The organism is Tolypothrix sp. VBCCA 56010, assembly GCF_050875635.1.
Classification (GTDB): domain Bacteria; phylum Cyanobacteriota; class Cyanobacteriia; order Cyanobacteriales; family Nostocaceae; genus Hassallia.
The window spans coordinates 1-15,589 of sequence record NZ_JBPAOH010000078.1 but is presented as its reverse complement, the minus strand read 5'-3'; the positions used below and the strand labels follow the sequence as shown (position 1 = coordinate 15,589).

Sequence of the window (15,589 nt, the reverse complement as noted above, 5' to 3'; positions counted from 1 at the left end):
AGAGGTTTTCCTCTCTTTTTTTATGTAAATTAAAAATTTAGTTCTTATTTAAATAGGGTGGATTGTGGCAACTATTAAGTGTAGAAACATAACGTTTTCTAATATCCAGGCGATTTTGTTTGACAAAAACGGTACTCTGGAAGACTCAGAAGCGTATTTGCGATCGCTTGCACAAAAAGCAGCGAGAATGATAGATGCTCAAGTTCCCGGAACTGGGGAACCTTTGTTAATGGCGTTTGGAATTAATGGCTCAAGCCTAGATCCTGCTGGTATAATAGCCGTCGCAAGTCGTCGGGAAACAGAAATTGCTGCTGCCGCATATATTGCCGAAACTGGCAAAAGTTGGTTTGAATCGCTGAAAATCGCACGTCTTGCCTTAGATGAAGCCGAAAAATACATCGGCAAAACTTCTTCACCGCTGTTTGTCGGTAGTTTAGAAGTGTTAAAATCCCTGTCATCAGCCGGATTGAAACTCGGTATACTCTCAGCAGCAACCACAGCAGAAGTTAACGCATTTGTCAAGTATCACCAGTTAAATGATTACATTCAACTAGAAATGGGAGTAGATGAAGGTCCGAGTAAACCAGATCCAATATTATTTTTACAAGCTTGCAAATCTTTGGGAGTAGAACCTAGCGCTACCTTGATGGTAGGTGATGCTGTAGGTGATATGCAAATGGCGCGTAACGCTAAAGCCGCAGGTTGCATTGGTATTACTTGGATTGGTAGATCGGATAACGTCCAAGGTGCGGATGTGGTGATTAATCAACTCGATGAAATTCAAGTTTTAGAAGCTTAATCTGTATTTTCGCCGATTCTCTTAACAAAAGTGCGATGGGCTTTGCCCTGAAATCATGCGGCTCAAAACTACTGATGAACAATAATTGCGTTGCGACTGATTTCTATTAACTTTTGTTGAGCGAACAGCCCTGCAAGTTGTGCTAGGTTATTCACAAATAATGCTTCAAGTTCGGTGTTAGTGATATTGCCTGTAGTGACTAACAACAACTTGTAAGGTTCTTGCCGAATCAGAAATGAATCAAAAAAATCTCTGTCTTTAGTAACAACAATCCTACTTTCTTGGATTGATATCGCGTTAATTTCTATATCAGTTGTTGCATTTCGCTGGGGTAAATCTTTGGTATGAATTGTATCGTAACCAGCAGATTCGAGAAAACGTGCCAGACGCACTGGCAGTTGTGCATCTACTAAAAACTTCATGAAGCTATTCGGTAGATGCTTTTCACTCTCGTCAACCGAGTCGCAAATACCAAAGCTGCTAAGATGTCATCGCGTTCTAAATCGTCGTAGTCGGTGAGGATTTCCTCAATAGTCATGCCAGAACTTAGCAATTCAAGGATAAACTCGACTGGATAACGCAGTCCCCGGATGCTTGGTTTGCCGTGGCAAATATTCACATCAAGTGTGATTCGCTGCAAAAGGGTGTTTTCCATCGCTTTTATACTTAGTTTTGTTCTGGAGAACATTCTAACTGAAAAATAGCAATTGGTATCGACGGTTGTTAGCGCTCCGGGCGCGAAGCGCCCGCAAAGAAGCGATCGCATTCTTTCAAACGCAGCATCAAACTTAATTTTCACCTTATTAACGCCTGAAAACCTGCTTGTACAAAATGCCGATCAAAGGTCAAAGCTTGGGTAACTCCTGCTTGCTTCATGACCACGAATGAAATACAATCGACCAAACCCCATGCTTTATCTTGGTGAGTTTTATAAAGCGTAAAGGCTTGCTCAAATAATTGGGGGGTGAGCCGCACAATTTCCACTTCATCTGAGGTGAAAAAGTCCTCGATGATTTCAACAGCCTCGTCTTTGTAACCGCGTGCTAAAGCGTTACCAATCTCTAACAAAACTGCATCCGTTGTTAGTAATGGATAGTTTTGCAATCTATCAGCTAATTCAGAAGCTTGTTCGTGATATTGGTCACGTTGGTTAATTAGCGCTACAACAAACAAAGTGTCAACAAATATCTTATTCGACAACCTTTTCCCCGCCTACATATAAGTCGAGATTAGCAGCAAAATCCTTTGGTGCATCAATTTTGATTTTTTTTAGTTTCGACATGAAACTCGTCTTTTTAGGCTGTTGTTTAGATTGGGCAAAATCTTTAATTAAAATATATAGCTCATCGAGATATTCTTCTTTAAGGTTGTCAATTTCTGCTTGGATTTGTTCTTTTGTATTCATTTTTGCCTCTCCCGTTTTATCCCAATTCTAGGCAATTTTAGCGATATTGAAGCGGTCGGGCGATCGCTTTTCTATCTCTTGACAAAAGTGCTTCAACGTGAAGATGGATGGATTATGTGTGGTTGTCATCCTCAACGATGCGCCCCAAGTACAGCACCAGAAAATCTCTCGCAGCAGAAGAGTTAATTTTCTCTAACGCTTCGATAATCTCTGGAATTGACTCAGCCAGAGGATCTCTCATCTCGTTGAACCACTGACTAACAGTAGAACGGTTAATGCCCATTGTCACTGCTAACTGATTTTGGCTAATGCTGTAAGTTTCTAGTACCTGTCTGAGTGCTTTTCCTGCTTTTCCCATGCCTTCAATTCTGGATTATGTCTGGTTGTCATTCTCAACGATCCGCCCCAAGTACAACACCAGAAAATCTCTCGTAGCAGAAGAGTTAATTTTCTCTAACCCTTCAATTATCTCAATAACTGCCTCAGCCGATGGATCTCGGCTTTCATTTACCCATCTATTAATACTAGATCGTCCTATACCCATCGCTACTGCCAGTTGATTTTGGCTGATGTTATAGGTTTCGAGTACTTGTCTAAGTGCTTTCCCTGCTCTTGCCATGCCCCAATAGTCTCAGAGGAACATGACTAAGTAAATGTTGACAATAGTCTACATTACTATGACAATATTCTTGTTGACGATTGTCAACAAATTTGATTCTACAAACCAGGTAAAGACGAATGTCAGAAAATCACGAGCGTGATGCTAATGAAACCCTTGCTATTGATGCTTTAATTTCAGGTAAGCAAGCTAACCGGATGATTTTGATTGGTATCCCGCAATGGGTAAAAGGGGTGATTTACAGGTTACATTCTTTGGGTTTTGCGGAAATGGCAGAATGGAGTCGGTTAATGCCAACCCGTAACCCAAAAGAAATGATTAGTGTATTGCATCGTCCGAGAGTGCAAGATTAAGGAAAAGTGTGGAGGCGATCGCTATGAACCATCAAATCACAGGCGTTCCCGATCAAGGGTTGCCGTAGGCATCGCTTCTTTTTCCTAACTTACTGCACAAAACATCAATTATGTCAATAGCACAGAGATGCTACGATATTAAATAACCTTGTGCAAGCTAACCTCAATAATCTCCACACTTAATACACAAGCCATGCAGAATACAGATACCAGCTTAAATCTTCGCTTGTGGACAGTTGCGGACTACCACCGCATGGCTGAGACTGGGATTTTAGATGAAGATGAGCGAGTGGAATTGTTAGAAGGAAAGATTATCTGGATGAGTGCTAAAGGGACAGCGCATCGGTCAGCGGTGGGAAGGACAGATTACTTACTGAAAAACAGATTAAGAAATCGAGCATGGGTATCAATTCAAGACCCGATAAAGTTAAATCAACGCTCAGAACCCGAACCAGATGTTGCAGTTGTGCAAATAGATCCACTCGACTATGCAGACCATCATCCTACCCCCAGCGAGGTTTATTTAATAATTGAGGTGGCTGATAGCAGTTTAAAATTTGACTGTGAAACAAAAGGTAAAGCTTACGCTCAAGCGGGAATTGCAGATTATTGGGTAATAGATGTAGTTAATCGTCAATTATATGTATTTCGAGAACCGAATGAAGAAGGCTATCAAAGCAAAGTGATTTTGGGTGAAGATGCAAGAATTTCACCGTTACAGTTTGCTGATTTGCAGATTGTGGTTTTGGAAATGTTACCGCCAATTATTGTATCGTAAAGGCGATGTCTAACGACAAGCCCTACGGGTTCGCCAGTTCCTTTATGCCGGGGAACCCGTCCACCGGACTGGCTCACCGCTAAGAGCGTCTACGCATAATCTCCTGGCGATTTTAACCTGACTCACCATAAAAATCAGCCACGATATCTCGGATTTCCTTTACACCGATATCTTCTCGGTCAGACTTAGAATAAATTGTTAGTAGTAAAATACTTATGGGTGACTCAAGCTGATAAATCAATCGGTATCCAGCACTCTTACCTTTTTGGATATTACTGTTACGAATTATCACCTTGTAAACAATATACTCCTCACCAACGCCCCCAATTCTATCTCCTAAAATATTTCCTTGTTGTAATTGCTCGATAATTAGTTCAACATCAGAGCGAACCCATACGAAATCTCTTAGAAAGGTCGCGCAAGTTTTGTTTATATTCAGGAGTTAAATCGATTAATACCGATGGCTGTTCATTCGGCATCAATTCCCTCCCACATTTGAGATAGTGGCAAGCGCTGACCCGTTTTTGCCTGATGTAAGGCTCTTCTCAAGCTGGCTTTAATCTCCTCAATGGGTGTATCATCAGGGTCAATCTCTTCTGCTTCTGCCTCTTCTGGAACCAACACAATCACCCGAACCTGATGAGGATAAGTGGTTCCCTGAATTGGTTCATCCAGAATCAGATTTCCCTCTTGGTCAATCTTGCCGGTAACTTCGATCGCTTTCATCTGTTTTACACCTCGTTTTGTTGGAGATCCTAACATTCCAGCAAGCGTAAGCCTGAATTGATTAAGCAATCATAGCGATCGCCTGCGCTCAAAAGCAGTATCTACCGAAGTGGATTAAATTTTTCAATTGTTAACCATTCTTCTTGCAACAGGGCAAACCATAATTCGCTTGCCCAATAATCTTTGAACCACAAACTTTTGATAAAATGTCCTTCGTGCCTCATGCCAATACGTGCTAATAATTTCACTGAGGCAACATTTTCTGGATCGCAATTAGCACAGACGCGATGCAGATGACACTCTAAAAATAAATAGTCGAGTAAACGAGTTATAGCTTCGGTTGCGTAACCTTTTCCTTGGTGCATCGTCGCAAGAGTAAAGCCAATTTCTGCTTGCTTCCCATCAGTAGCAATACAAAAAGCACAGTCACCAATCATTTCCCCCGTTGTCTTGAGTGCGATCGCCAACTGATACCATTCACCCAAGACACCCGGTTTTGCCTGTTGCATCAAGTCTATAAAGGCTAATGCATCTGCTTCCGAAAAGGGTACATCCCAACTTTGATATTTTGCCACCTCTGGATCGGAACGATAAGCGATGAATGTTGGGCGATCGCTTTCTTGAAAAGTACGCAAAAATAACCGTGGTGTTTCTAGTCTCATTTTCTAGACTTGTTGATAATTGGTTGTGCCATCTTAGTCTGGCTAAAACTCAAAGACTTGGCTTACTCTACAGGATAAACTGTTTATCAACTCAAGTACGGATTACTCTCAAACTTACGACAAAAGCAGCAATAACAAAAAACGTAGACAAAGGAGCGACTTGCCTATTAGCTACCACAGAGAACACATTTGGGAAAGTTTGAGAGATTTTGTGTAAGTTTTAAAACTATTTAATTCAATAAAGGATACTCTAATGAGGAAAGGCGTTCCGCTCTTATTGCCGTACTCGGCATCGCATTTCTCCTGCTTTTACGCTACAACTTGTAAAAGGACTATTTGTATTACCTTAATTCACATGTCTGAACAAAAGCCTATCAGTCCTTGGAGCTACAAACCTTGGTGGTGTCAACCTTGGTCTATTCTTTTAACAGGTATAACGCTGATTAGTGGTAGCTGGATAATATTTAAAATTATCTGGTTAACAGTTCTCGTCTCAGTGCCTATATTAACTTGGATGGGCTTCTTCTTGTTGATGTGGCCCAAACTGATGATCCGCAGTGGGGTTTTGGAGTCGCTTCACTCCACTGAGGAGTTATGAATTATATCATGTCATGCACTAATAAAAACACCGCAACTGTCGTAGAGACGTTCCATCGGAACGTCTCTACCTTTTAACCTAAATAGGCTTGTTTGACTCTTTCATCACTAATTAATTCTGATGCTGCACCTGTTAAAGTAATAGAACCAGCTTCTAAAACATAACCGCTATCTGCGATTTGCAAAGCGAGATTTGCGTTTTGTTCAACTAATAATATTGTCACACCTGTTTTCCGCAAATTTTGAATAATTGCAAAAATTTCCTTGACGATCGCAGGTGCTAAACCTAAACTCGGTTCATCTAAAAGTAAAAGTTTTGGTCTACTCATTAAAGCACGAGATATAGCTAACATTTGTTGTTCACCACCGCTTAAAGTTCCTGCTAGTTGATTGCGTCTTTGCGCTAACCGAGGAAATAAATCAAATTGCTTGTTAATATCTGCTTTTATTTCTCGATCGGAACGAATATAAGCTCCTAACATGAAGTTATCAAAAACTGTTTGTTTGGCTAAAACCCTACGTCCTTCGGGACAATGAGCAATACCCAATTTGACAACTTCATGAGCTTGACGACGAGTAATATTGCGTCCATTATAAATAATGTTACCACTTTGAGGATTAACAATTTTAGAAATAGCTCTCAAGGTGGTAGTTTTACCAGCACCGTTAGCACCGATTAGAGTAACTACTTCACCTTTTTTGATAGTTAAATTAATTTTTTTTAGGGCTTTAATACCACCATAACTTACATCTAAGTCTTGCAATTGTAATATAATTTCATCTATTGCTTGGTGTTTGTCGGGATTCATTTGTTCCTTATTAATCTCCTAAATATGCTTCAATTACAGCTGGATCGTTTCTGACTACAGATGGTTCACCTAAAGCAATTAATTGTCCAAAATCTAAAACTGCAATGCGATCGCATAATCCCATTACTAATGGTACATGATGCTCAATCAAGATGATTGTTAAATTAAAGCGATCGCGCAGATCGCGGATAAATTCACTTAATTGATGTTTTTCATTAGGATTCATTCCCGCAGCAGGTTCATCTAACAGTAAAATTTGCGGTTCTAAGGCTAAAGCGCGAGCTATTTCCAAGCGACGCTGGTCACCATAAGCGAAATTTTTGGCTTTTTCTTCGGTGCGATCGCTTAATCCAATCAACTCTAATAATGCTAACGCTTTTTGTCTGCTATTTTCCTCCTCACTCGTTGCAAATGGTAAACCTAAAACACCTGTAATCATATTGCTTTGGGTATGCAAATGACGCGCAATAATTACATTTTCTAAAGCCGATAATTCCCCGAATAAGCGAATATTTTGAAAAGTTCTGGCAATACCTAAACCTGCTATTTGATGCGGTTTATATTTGGAAATAACTTTACCTGCATAAATTAATTCACCGCTAGAAAAAGGAATTAAAGCAGTAATTAAATTAAACAGAGTAGTTTTTCCAGCACCATTGGGACCAATTAAACCAAATATTTCATGTTTCTTAACTGCAAAAGAAACATTATTCACTGCGACTAAACCACCAAAACGACGAGTTAGTTGTTTTGCTTCTAAAATAATTGTACTTTTTGGAGATAATTGCATATTTAACTACCAGGACTTACGCAAAATTATGAAAAAACGAACCGCGAAGGACGCAAAGAACACGAAGGAAGAAGGATGAGAGAGATTCTTGCGTAAGTCCTAACTACGTTGTTTAACTTTAGTTAATTTTTTGAATATATCAGGAGTTACTAAACCTTGCGGAAAGAATATTGTCCCAATCACAATTAACAATCCAAAAATAATCAATCTCCCATCACGTAAAAAGTGAGATAACCAATCAGGTAAACCACCTGTATCAGCTAAATTCCTTAAAACTTCTGGTAAAGCTGTAAAAACCATTCCTCCTAATACAGCACCTAAAAAACTTCTCGAACCACCTATTAAGACAAAAGTTAAATAAATAATACTAGCATCAAATGTACCTTGACGCGCATTCCAAGTATTGAGAAAATGAGCGCTAATTGCACCAACAATTCCCGCAAGAATTGAACCCAAAGTAAATGCTAGTACCTTATAATATGTAGGGTTAATTCCCATTGCCCCTGCTGCTAATTCATCTTCTCTAATTGCAATAAAAGCCCTACCAACACGCATTTGTTCTAAGCGATAGAATAACACCATACTTATAATTAATAATGGGAGTGCTATCCAGAGATATTCTATTTGAGTTTCAAAAGGTTGAGGAATACCAAAAATACCAACTGCACCACCTGTAATGTCTAAATTTAGGGAGATTACGCGCAAAACTTCGACAAAGGCAATAGTTGCGATCGCTAAATATATCCCTCTTAATCTTAAAGCCGGAATACCGACAGCGATACCCAATAAACCAGAAATAATTCCAGCAATTAACATTTCCAATAATAAGAAATGAATTGGAAATAAATTACTCTTAGAGGTGAATACTTTAGTAGATAAAATTGCGGCAATATAGCCACCTAAAGCATAAAATCCTGGACTCGCTAAAGATAACTGTCCAGTCATTAATGGTAAGTATAATGATAATCCAACCAGTGAACCTAAGACCATTGAGACAATTAAAGAACCGTAAGTTGAAAAAAAATCATTCATTTAATTTTTTAGACTTTCTGAATAAACTTCTTTCCGAGCAAACCTTGAGGTCTGACTAACAGCATGATAAATAATATGCCAAAAGCCACAGCATCTTTATAGCCAGAATATTCCGATGGAACAAAAGCTTCAATTACACCAATAACTAAACCTCCTAAAACTGCACCAGGAATACTTCCTAAACCACCTAAAACTATGACTGCTAAACCCCGTAAACCAAAACCAATCCCGAAATATGGACCAGCAATACTGACACTAGAAGCAACTAAACTACCTGCTAGTCCTGCTAAGAAACTACTGATAAAAAAGGTGAGAATAATAAATTTATCTGTGTTAATTCCTAACAAACTCGCAGTCACTTGATCTTCAGCGATCGCTTGCATTGCTTTCCCATATTTTGTAGAATTAATAAAATAAGTCATCATCAAAACAATTACCATAGAAACAGCAAAAATTACCAATTGCACACTGCGAATAGGAATCGGTTTCTCTACAGTGCCAAAGTTAATTGCTGCGGGTAAATTACCAAAAGTATCTGCCGGAAAAGTGTAACTTTCTGCACCTACTAAATATTGAATCAAATTAACAATTACTACCGCTACACCCAAGCTAGAAACAACTGTCAACAATGGGTCAGAACCTTTACGTCGTAGGGGTTGAAAAGCAATGCGTTCCATTATTATCCCGATCAAACCTGCCAAAATACTACTTAAAATCAAAGAAATAGCAAAAGGCAATTTTACAGGTAAAACAACATTAGCTAATAAGCCACTAAAGCCAAAATTACCACCCATGAGTGCATAAGTAAAATATGCACCCAAGGTAAAAATTGCCCCGTGCGCTAAATTAATGATGCCCAAAATTGAATAAACTAAGGTATATCCCAAGGCAAAAATTGCGTATACACTGCCAATGGATAACCCATTTAATAATTGCTGCAAAACGAAAGTTATATCCATTTGCTGAACTGATTTAGGACTTACGCACAAACTAACGGAAAAACGTTCGCCCTTGGCGTTGCCGTTGGCGTTCGCGGAGCGTGTCGCAGACAAGCCTCTCGTTCGCGGAGCGTCTCCGAAGGAGAAGAGAAGGCTACCGCAGAGGCACAGAGGGCACAGAGGAATGAGAGTTGGAGAGAGATTTTGCGTAAGTCCTATGATTTATGGATTTATTCATTTGGAATTTTTCGTCAACCGAATAGATTGACTATTTAATGAAGGTGAATTTTCCATTATTACCATCTTTATTCATTTTGATTTGGGCAACATAAAAATCTTTCTGGACTACTTCACCTATGGGGGTAAAAGAAATTTCCCCTAATGGTGTGTCATACTTTCCAGCTAGGATCTGCTTATTTAATTCTGTTCGCAATTGCGGTAGTTGTAATTTATTAACTTTGCTCTTATTATCTAAAGCCTTAAGTGCTTCTACATAAACCTGTACTGCGGTAAAAGCTTGAGCGGTAAATTGAGGAGGTTCTTTTTTGTATTGGTCAAGATATGCTTGACGAAAAAATTTGTTAATTTCATTAGAATGGTCTGGACTGTAAGCTTGAGCAATCATCACTCCATCACATAACGCTTTACAAACTGATAAGACATTAGATGAATTCAAGCCATTACCACCAATAATTAAGCCTTTATAACCGAGTTCGCGCAATTGTCGCACTAAGTTCCCACCATCAGCAGCTAAACCAGAAATAATCGCTAAATCTGGCTTTAAATTAATTGCATTAGTTGCTTGACTTTGAAAATCAGTATCAGTAGTTTGAAATTTTTGTACCGTGACTATTTCTAAACCTTGTTCCTTAACTGTTTTCTGAAATATTTCTGTTTCTGATTTATTAAAAGCGTCATTTTGAGCGTAGAAAAAAGCAACTTTTTTAATTTGTGGATTCTGTTTTAATGCAGCTTTGACAGAATTAGGAGCGACTTTAAAAGCAGGTGCAGAAACACGAGAAATATAATCACCTAATTCAGGTATTCCTGATGCTGTATTCGATGCAGCTACCACTGGAACTTTAGCACGTTCTGCAACCGGAGCAGTGCTAAATGCTTGCTGTGATAAAGTCGGTCCAATAATACCGATAACTTTATCTTTGTTAATTAAAGTTTGAAAAGCGTTAATTGCTCCGGCTTCGTCACCGCTAGTATCTTGGAAAATTAATTTAATTGGTGTACCATTTACGCCACCTTTCTCATTAAAATACTTTTCGGCAATTTTTGCTCCTGCGGCTCCCTCTTGACCAAGTAAGGCAACGTTGCTAGTCTGGGCAAAGGCGATACCGATGGGAATAGCGCTTGATGTAGTTTTGCTCGTACTGCTGGTAGTATTATTGGCATTTGTCCCAGTGTTACTACCACTGCAAGCTGTTAACAGTAGGGTACAAATGCTTAAGAATACAGTGGCGATCGCTTGTGGTCTATTCATAATTTAACTATATATCTCGTTTCGGATTGCTATATTATTTCACCATGCAAAGGTCGAATTCCTTAATAATTCATAATTACCTAACGCATAAAAGTTTGAGCGATCGTAACTTCCGCTCAAACTTTTTGCTATACTTTGAGGTTTGCCGAACTCACGTTAATTTACGACTTGGCTGCTATGAAGCCGAGGATCGTCTTTACTACTTGTTGGTGCGACTGGTGCGGAAAATTTGGAAACTTGTCCGCTTGCTTGAGCATAAGGCAAAGATGAACCAGTAACCAAAGCTTCTAAATTACTTCCCATAATTGTACGCGGTTGATCGCCGATCGCCTGAGCTATTGTTTCCCCATCTTTACCCAAAAAAACAAAATGGGGAATTCCATCCACCCGATACTTCAACATCTCCGGCAGCCATTTGGTATTATCTACATTCAGCATGACAAAATTAACTTTGTCAGCATATTGCGTCTCCAACTGTTGCATATCTGGTGCCATTTTTTGGCAAACAGTACACCAATCAGCATAAAACTCTATCAGCGTTGGCTTGCTGTTTGTCAATGCTAATTCTAATGGTGTAGACCCTTGATCTAACTTTGCAAGACTTGCTTCTGGCGTCTGAGTTCGCAATCCTAAGAATAAAGCAACGCTAAGGGCGATCGCTACCATTGCAATCGCAAAATTTCTTAAGCGTGTCCCACCTGTAGATTCAGGCTTTTGAGAAGATATAGGCGAATCTGTACTCATAACAAATTTATTAAATCTTATTAAGTTGCATCTTCTTTAGTTTACCTTTTTCTGTCTTGGCGGTTCCTACGCTCAACCCACTACGCTACAACAGATAAAACCCTCTGACAAACCTGTGAAAAAAAGAGTTACCCTCACCTTTCCCAAACGCGCTGTACAAATGCCAGTTACGTATAGACTGGCAAAAGAATTCAATGTAGCGGCAAATATTATCCGCGCTCAAGTTGCCCCAAATCAAATTGGTAAACTTGTAGTTGAACTTTCCGGGGACATAGATCAGCTAGATGCAGCGATTGAGTGGATGCGATCGCAAAATATTAACGTTTCCCTCAGTTTAGGCGAAATAGCGATTGATGAAGATGTGTGTGTTGATTGTGGTTTGTGTACAGGAGTGTGTCCCACCGAAGCGCTTACCCTGAACCCGGAAACATATAAACTGACATTTACGCGATCGCGTTGCATCGTCTGCGAACAATGTATACCCACCTGTCCCGTCCAAGCAATCTCAACCAACCTTTAACCCAAACGAAATACATCAGCCATCACACCACCATCACCAAAGAGTCTAGTTTTTGCCGGCGAGTCATAAACCACCAATATAGAAGGTATCCCAGTTACATTTTCAAATAGCGTAAAGCCTTCAGCGTGTTCAACTCTGTTTCCATAGGGAATATCTTGCAGAAACTCTGGATAATGAAGTGTATTTTCTGTTAAATTCACAGCATTCCGCAAACGATAAAGTTGTACCGGTCCATCTAAATCCATAGTTGGTCCGGCTAAAATCAACAAATCTTCACCATAAAGATGCATATCCCGAATTCCCAAACCATTCAAAAACAGAAAATGCTTTTTATATGACTTTCCCTCTTGACCAATTTCCCGCAGTGTCATGATTCCGGGGGTAGATGTTTCTAATTCTACTTCCAGCATCACCGCCCAACCACGCAAAACCGGACCCCGCAAACCGATAAAAACTCGCTTTTGACAGACAGCTATCCCTTCCACATCAAAGCCATTATCTTTCCCCGGAATTGCTGCTTTCACAAAAAAGCCTAAATGAGGATCGTCTGCTAAAGCTGCCATTAACAAGTTTCCTGTCGGAGTTAGTTCCAGTTTGGCGGCACTTAACAATATATCTGGATTTTGCGGGTGCGGGCATGACGAAAACAACTTCCCGTCCACAAGCGGAATTCTTCCCAGAATATAACGATTAGGTTCTGTGTCAATTTTTGCCAGTCTTTGAATGTTTTTTTCATCTGATTTATCAGATTTAGGCTTCTTGCGTTTGTAGCTATGGGAACCTATTAACCAAAGATAATAATCGGTGTAGGCAAGTCCTTCAATGTCAATTTCTTTTTCTTCTGGTGCCGGTAAATCTATAAATTCTGCGACTCGATAGCGATCGTGATTTGCAAAATTATCGCCATCAACCAAAGAAAGACGCTCAATAGTCGAGGTTTCATCTGAACCCAACCACAAATGCTTTTCTGGAGTCAGCAGCACTGCGGAAAGGTCTTCTCTGTATTCTTTAAAACCGTCAGTAAAAGTTAAGGATACTTGACTTAGAAAATATGAGTTATCCATTTTACCTTTGCTCCTCTTGTGTAATATATTGTTATTATTATGTGTTTTATCATACTTTAGCATTATAAATAATGACAGAAAGTATAACGTTTATCCAGTTTTTCAAGCTAAAATAATATTTATTAAATTTATATGTTACTCTAAAAACATTTATAACTTAATATTAAAAAAATGTGACAATTAACATTCTGAGAAAAGATAAACAAGCATCAAAAGTTAGAATAATGCAGATTAAATAAATTAGATAAAAACATGCAAAAAGGACAGACAAAAATGTAATTAGTGTTATCATACAGAAACCTAATTAAGCAGTTGTTGCTATCAAGTTAAGACGAATAATATTATGGAATTAGTTGCACAAGCTAAACTAAAAACGCTAGGTGACTATGCTCACGAAGCACTGAAAAAACACTTTAAAAAAACCTTAAAGTGGGAAAAACCTGTTAAGAAAGATGAAGATCCAGAAGCTCTGCATCAAATGCGAGTAGGGATGCGTCGTTTACGCACAGCAGTCAGCAGATTTGGGCTAGCTTTAGATTTATCTAAGCCAGTAAGTGATAAAAATATTGGCAAAATTGCCCGTCGTCTTGGTACATTGCGAGATTTAGATGTACTCAAAGAATCTTTGGAAAACACTTACCGTCCAAATTTACCGCATAAAGAACAAAAATCTCTGCAAACAGCTTTCGATGCTTTATCTAAACAACGCGAAGATGCGTTAGAAGGGGTGCAAGCAACATTTAAAGATGAGCATTATAAATCTCTAAAACAGGGAATGAACGAGTGGTTGGAAAACCCAAGTTATCTACCCGTAGCATCTTTGCCTATGCAAGAATTGCTACCGGATTTACTTTTGCCGGAAGTGAGTAGTTTATTGCTAGATCCGGGTTGGTTAGTGGGAACGCAAGTAGAAAATGCAAAAGTTGTCATTCCTAAAGGTTTAAAAGCCGACAAGATAGAGAAAGAATTGGCAACTAATGGCGAAATGCTGCATACTTTGCGTAAACAAGCCAAGCGCGTGCGCTATCAGATGGAGTTATTTACTGAGTTATACGGAGAATCTTACTCAGTTTATGTAGCAGATGTTAAAAACATTCAAGACATCTTGGGTTCAATTCAAGATAGTGTAGTCTTAGGCGAGTGGCTGACGGATGTCTTCGAGTCAGAAATTGAAACTAAGCTGCCTACTTTTGCGAATTTATTAGCAGAAAATCGCTATAAATTGTGGCAGCAGTGGCAACCCTTACAGGAGCGGTATTTGAAACCGGAAACTAGACACGGCTTTCATTTAACAATACTGCATCCCCTAACCGTGTAATTTGGCTAATAGTAATAAAAAGCAAATAATTGATAATATATCTCAAGAAAGAGGGAAATAACAAATAACCGTGAGATATTAATCTTGCTCGCTTATTATTTGAGGAAAGTCAATCATGGTTGTAGCTTTGGATGATACAAAGCGTAGCGCGATCGCTAGGGAACTGGCAGATTTGAAAGCGCTACAAGAGTTATTGATTGCTAATGAACAGAAATTAACGCCTGCTTTGAGCAGCGATAGTGAAATTAGCGATCGCTTTAACGACTTTATCAAAGATGACCAACAAGACCTTGCAGTAATTGACGGAGTACTCAGCAAATTTGGTGATGGTTCGCCCCAGCCTAGAGATAGTATCAAACAGTACGTTGACCAGGTAAACGGTTTGATGGGCACAGACCAGTTGACATTATATCAGAAAGTTTCCATCCACGAAAGGATTAAGCATCAAGCCGTGATGACTGGCTTGATTGTCCATAAGGCAGCGCAAGTGGTTGGTGACGACGTGAAAGAAGCGATCGGTCCCTTGAATCAGGTGAACTTTAAAAATCGCGCTCATCAAGAGCAACTTAAAGGTGTCCTCGAAGTGTTGGGAACACGAGAACTCACAGGTTTAGACCCCGATCAAGGTGTTTGGGCACGGACTCAAGATGCTGTTGCCGCTTTGAGGGGTGTGTTTGATGGTCTGACCAGCTAAAATCAATACCACGACGCAGCAATTAAAGGCGATTTTGTCAAGTTTCGATGCCGAAAAGCATCAGCTTGATAAATCGCCTTTTTGTTGAGGGGAGACAAGGAGATGGGGAGACAAGGAGACAAGGAGAGGGGGAGATGGGGAGACAAGGAGACAAGGAGAGGGGGAGATGGGGAGACAAGGAGAGGGGGAGATGGGGAGACAAGGAGAGGGGGAGATGGGGAGACAAGGAGAGGGGGAGATGGGGAGACA

24 protein-coding genes are annotated in these 15,589 nt (G+C 39.6%); 8 read left to right on the top strand and 16 right to left on the bottom strand.

Going from position 1 to position 15,589, the window contains the following annotated elements; all coding sequences use genetic code 11:
- The first annotated feature begins 64 nt into the window (after positions 1-64).
- Positions 65-799 carry an HAD family hydrolase gene (locus AABK37_RS23800; RefSeq protein WP_432553995.1) on the top strand — a complete coding sequence of 245 codons (735 nt, stop codon included), beginning with the start codon at positions 65-67 and terminating at the stop codon, positions 797-799.
- A gap of 68 nt (positions 800-867) precedes the next feature.
- Here AABK37_RS23800 and AABK37_RS23795 read toward each other — a convergent pair whose 3' ends face one another.
- The 6 genes from AABK37_RS23795 to AABK37_RS23770 all read right to left on the bottom strand — a co-directional run bounded on the left by AABK37_RS23795 (position 868) and on the right by AABK37_RS23770 (position 2,823).
- On the bottom strand, positions 868-1,221 hold the full coding sequence (locus AABK37_RS23795; RefSeq protein WP_432553994.1) for a DUF5615 family PIN-like protein: 354 nt from the start codon (positions 1,219-1,221) through the stop codon (positions 868-870).
- Complete coding sequence (locus tag AABK37_RS23790; RefSeq protein WP_432554012.1) at positions 1,218-1,454, bottom strand: DUF433 domain-containing protein; 237 nt, start codon at positions 1,452-1,454, stop codon at positions 1,218-1,220. The genes AABK37_RS23795 and AABK37_RS23790 overlap by 4 nt, the downstream gene beginning before the upstream one ends.
- Before the next feature lie 140 nt (positions 1,455-1,594).
- Entirely contained in the window at positions 1,595-1,999 is a 405-nt protein-coding gene (locus AABK37_RS23785; protein WP_432553993.1) for a type II toxin-antitoxin system VapC family toxin, read from the bottom strand.
- On the bottom strand, positions 1,989-2,204 hold the full coding sequence (locus AABK37_RS23780; protein ID WP_432553992.1) for a hypothetical protein: 216 nt from the start codon (positions 2,202-2,204) through the stop codon (positions 1,989-1,991). Before AABK37_RS23780 ends, AABK37_RS23785 begins: the two co-directional genes overlap by 11 nt.
- A gap of 112 nt (positions 2,205-2,316) precedes the next feature.
- Entirely contained in the window at positions 2,317-2,562 is a 246-nt protein-coding gene (locus AABK37_RS23775; RefSeq protein WP_432553991.1) for a helix-turn-helix domain-containing protein, read from the bottom strand.
- Positions 2,563-2,577: 15 nt separating this feature from the next.
- On the bottom strand, positions 2,578-2,823 hold the full coding sequence (locus AABK37_RS23770) for a helix-turn-helix domain-containing protein (RefSeq protein WP_432553990.1): 246 nt from the start codon (positions 2,821-2,823) through the stop codon (positions 2,578-2,580).
- A 119-nt stretch (positions 2,824-2,942) separates the two neighbouring features.
- Between AABK37_RS23770 and AABK37_RS23765 the strand changes: the two genes are divergently transcribed.
- Positions 2,943-3,176 carry a hypothetical protein gene (locus AABK37_RS23765; RefSeq protein ID WP_432553989.1) on the top strand — a complete coding sequence of 78 codons (234 nt, stop codon included), beginning with the start codon at positions 2,943-2,945 and terminating at the stop codon, positions 3,174-3,176.
- 193 nt (positions 3,177-3,369) lie between these two features.
- On the top strand, positions 3,370-3,954 hold the full coding sequence (locus AABK37_RS23760) for a Uma2 family endonuclease (protein WP_432553988.1): 585 nt from the start codon (positions 3,370-3,372) through the stop codon (positions 3,952-3,954).
- Positions 3,955-4,066: 112 nt separating this feature from the next.
- Here AABK37_RS23760 and AABK37_RS23755 read toward each other — a convergent pair whose 3' ends face one another.
- From AABK37_RS23755 to AABK37_RS23745, 3 genes are all read right to left on the bottom strand, one after another.
- Positions 4,067-4,246, bottom strand: a complete 180-nt coding sequence (locus tag AABK37_RS23755) for a hypothetical protein (RefSeq protein WP_432553987.1) — start codon at positions 4,244-4,246, stop codon at positions 4,067-4,069.
- Positions 4,247-4,422: 176 nt separating this feature from the next.
- Positions 4,423-4,680 (bottom strand): type II toxin-antitoxin system RelN family antitoxin, encoded by a 258-nt coding sequence (locus AABK37_RS23750; RefSeq protein ID WP_432554011.1) that lies wholly within the window; start codon positions 4,678-4,680, stop codon positions 4,423-4,425.
- A 101-nt stretch (positions 4,681-4,781) separates the two neighbouring features.
- Positions 4,782-5,342 (bottom strand): GNAT family N-acetyltransferase, encoded by a 561-nt coding sequence (locus AABK37_RS23745; RefSeq protein ID WP_432553986.1) that lies wholly within the window; start codon positions 5,340-5,342, stop codon positions 4,782-4,784.
- 355 nt (positions 5,343-5,697) lie between these two features.
- Here AABK37_RS23745 and AABK37_RS23740 point away from each other — a divergent pair, with 355 nt between their 5' ends.
- Entirely contained in the window at positions 5,698-5,940 is a 243-nt protein-coding gene (locus AABK37_RS23740; protein ID WP_432553985.1) for a DUF6737 family protein, read from the top strand.
- Between the two features lie 73 nt (positions 5,941-6,013).
- On the opposite strand, the gene AABK37_RS23735 is transcribed toward AABK37_RS23740, so the two are convergent.
- The 6 genes from AABK37_RS23735 to AABK37_RS23710 all read right to left on the bottom strand — a co-directional run bounded on the left by AABK37_RS23735 (position 6,014) and on the right by AABK37_RS23710 (position 11,744).
- Positions 6,014-6,748 carry an ABC transporter ATP-binding protein gene (locus AABK37_RS23735; protein WP_432553984.1) on the bottom strand — a complete coding sequence of 245 codons (735 nt, stop codon included), beginning with the start codon at positions 6,746-6,748 and terminating at the stop codon, positions 6,014-6,016.
- A 10-nt stretch (positions 6,749-6,758) separates the two neighbouring features.
- Positions 6,759-7,538 carry an ABC transporter ATP-binding protein gene (locus AABK37_RS23730; RefSeq protein WP_432553983.1) on the bottom strand — a complete coding sequence of 260 codons (780 nt, stop codon included), beginning with the start codon at positions 7,536-7,538 and terminating at the stop codon, positions 6,759-6,761.
- Positions 7,539-7,637: 99 nt separating this feature from the next.
- Complete coding sequence (locus AABK37_RS23725) at positions 7,638-8,570, bottom strand: branched-chain amino acid ABC transporter permease (protein WP_432553982.1); 933 nt, start codon at positions 8,568-8,570, stop codon at positions 7,638-7,640.
- Between the two features lie 8 nt (positions 8,571-8,578).
- Positions 8,579-9,529, bottom strand: coding sequence for a branched-chain amino acid ABC transporter permease (locus AABK37_RS23720; RefSeq protein WP_432554010.1), 951 nt, complete (start codon positions 9,527-9,529; stop codon positions 8,579-8,581).
- A gap of 247 nt (positions 9,530-9,776) precedes the next feature.
- On the bottom strand, positions 9,777-11,000 hold the full coding sequence (locus tag AABK37_RS23715; protein WP_432553981.1) for an ABC transporter substrate-binding protein: 1,224 nt from the start codon (positions 10,998-11,000) through the stop codon (positions 9,777-9,779).
- 156 nt (positions 11,001-11,156) lie between these two features.
- The gene (locus AABK37_RS23710; RefSeq protein WP_432553980.1) at positions 11,157-11,744 is read right to left on the bottom strand and encodes a thioredoxin family protein; all 588 of its coding nucleotides are present in this window, start codon (positions 11,742-11,744) and stop codon (positions 11,157-11,159) included.
- A gap of 115 nt (positions 11,745-11,859) precedes the next feature.
- On the opposite strand from AABK37_RS23710, the gene AABK37_RS23705 reads away from it, so the two are divergent.
- A complete protein-coding gene (locus AABK37_RS23705; RefSeq protein WP_039737240.1) occupies positions 11,860-12,264 on the top strand; it encodes an NIL domain-containing protein in 405 nt (134 codons plus the stop codon).
- On the opposite strand, the gene AABK37_RS23700 is transcribed toward AABK37_RS23705, so the two are convergent.
- On the bottom strand, positions 12,261-13,328 hold the full coding sequence (locus tag AABK37_RS23700) for a DUF3616 domain-containing protein (RefSeq protein ID WP_432553979.1): 1,068 nt from the start codon (positions 13,326-13,328) through the stop codon (positions 12,261-12,263). The two genes, AABK37_RS23705 and AABK37_RS23700, sit on opposite strands and share 4 nt — an antisense overlap.
- A 343-nt stretch (positions 13,329-13,671) precedes the next feature.
- On the opposite strand from AABK37_RS23700, the gene AABK37_RS23695 reads away from it, so the two are divergent.
- The 3 genes from AABK37_RS23695 to AABK37_RS23685 all read left to right on the top strand — a co-directional run.
- Positions 13,672-14,646 carry a CHAD domain-containing protein gene (locus tag AABK37_RS23695; protein WP_432553978.1) on the top strand — a complete coding sequence of 325 codons (975 nt, stop codon included), beginning with the start codon at positions 13,672-13,674 and terminating at the stop codon, positions 14,644-14,646.
- A 115-nt stretch (positions 14,647-14,761) separates the two neighbouring features.
- On the top strand, positions 14,762-15,340 hold the full coding sequence (locus tag AABK37_RS23690; RefSeq protein ID WP_432553977.1) for a hemerythrin HHE cation-binding protein: 579 nt from the start codon (positions 14,762-14,764) through the stop codon (positions 15,338-15,340).
- Between the two features lie 47 nt (positions 15,341-15,387).
- On the top strand, positions 15,388-15,589 hold a 202-nt coding region (locus AABK37_RS23685; protein ID WP_432553976.1), incomplete at its 3' end, for a hypothetical protein.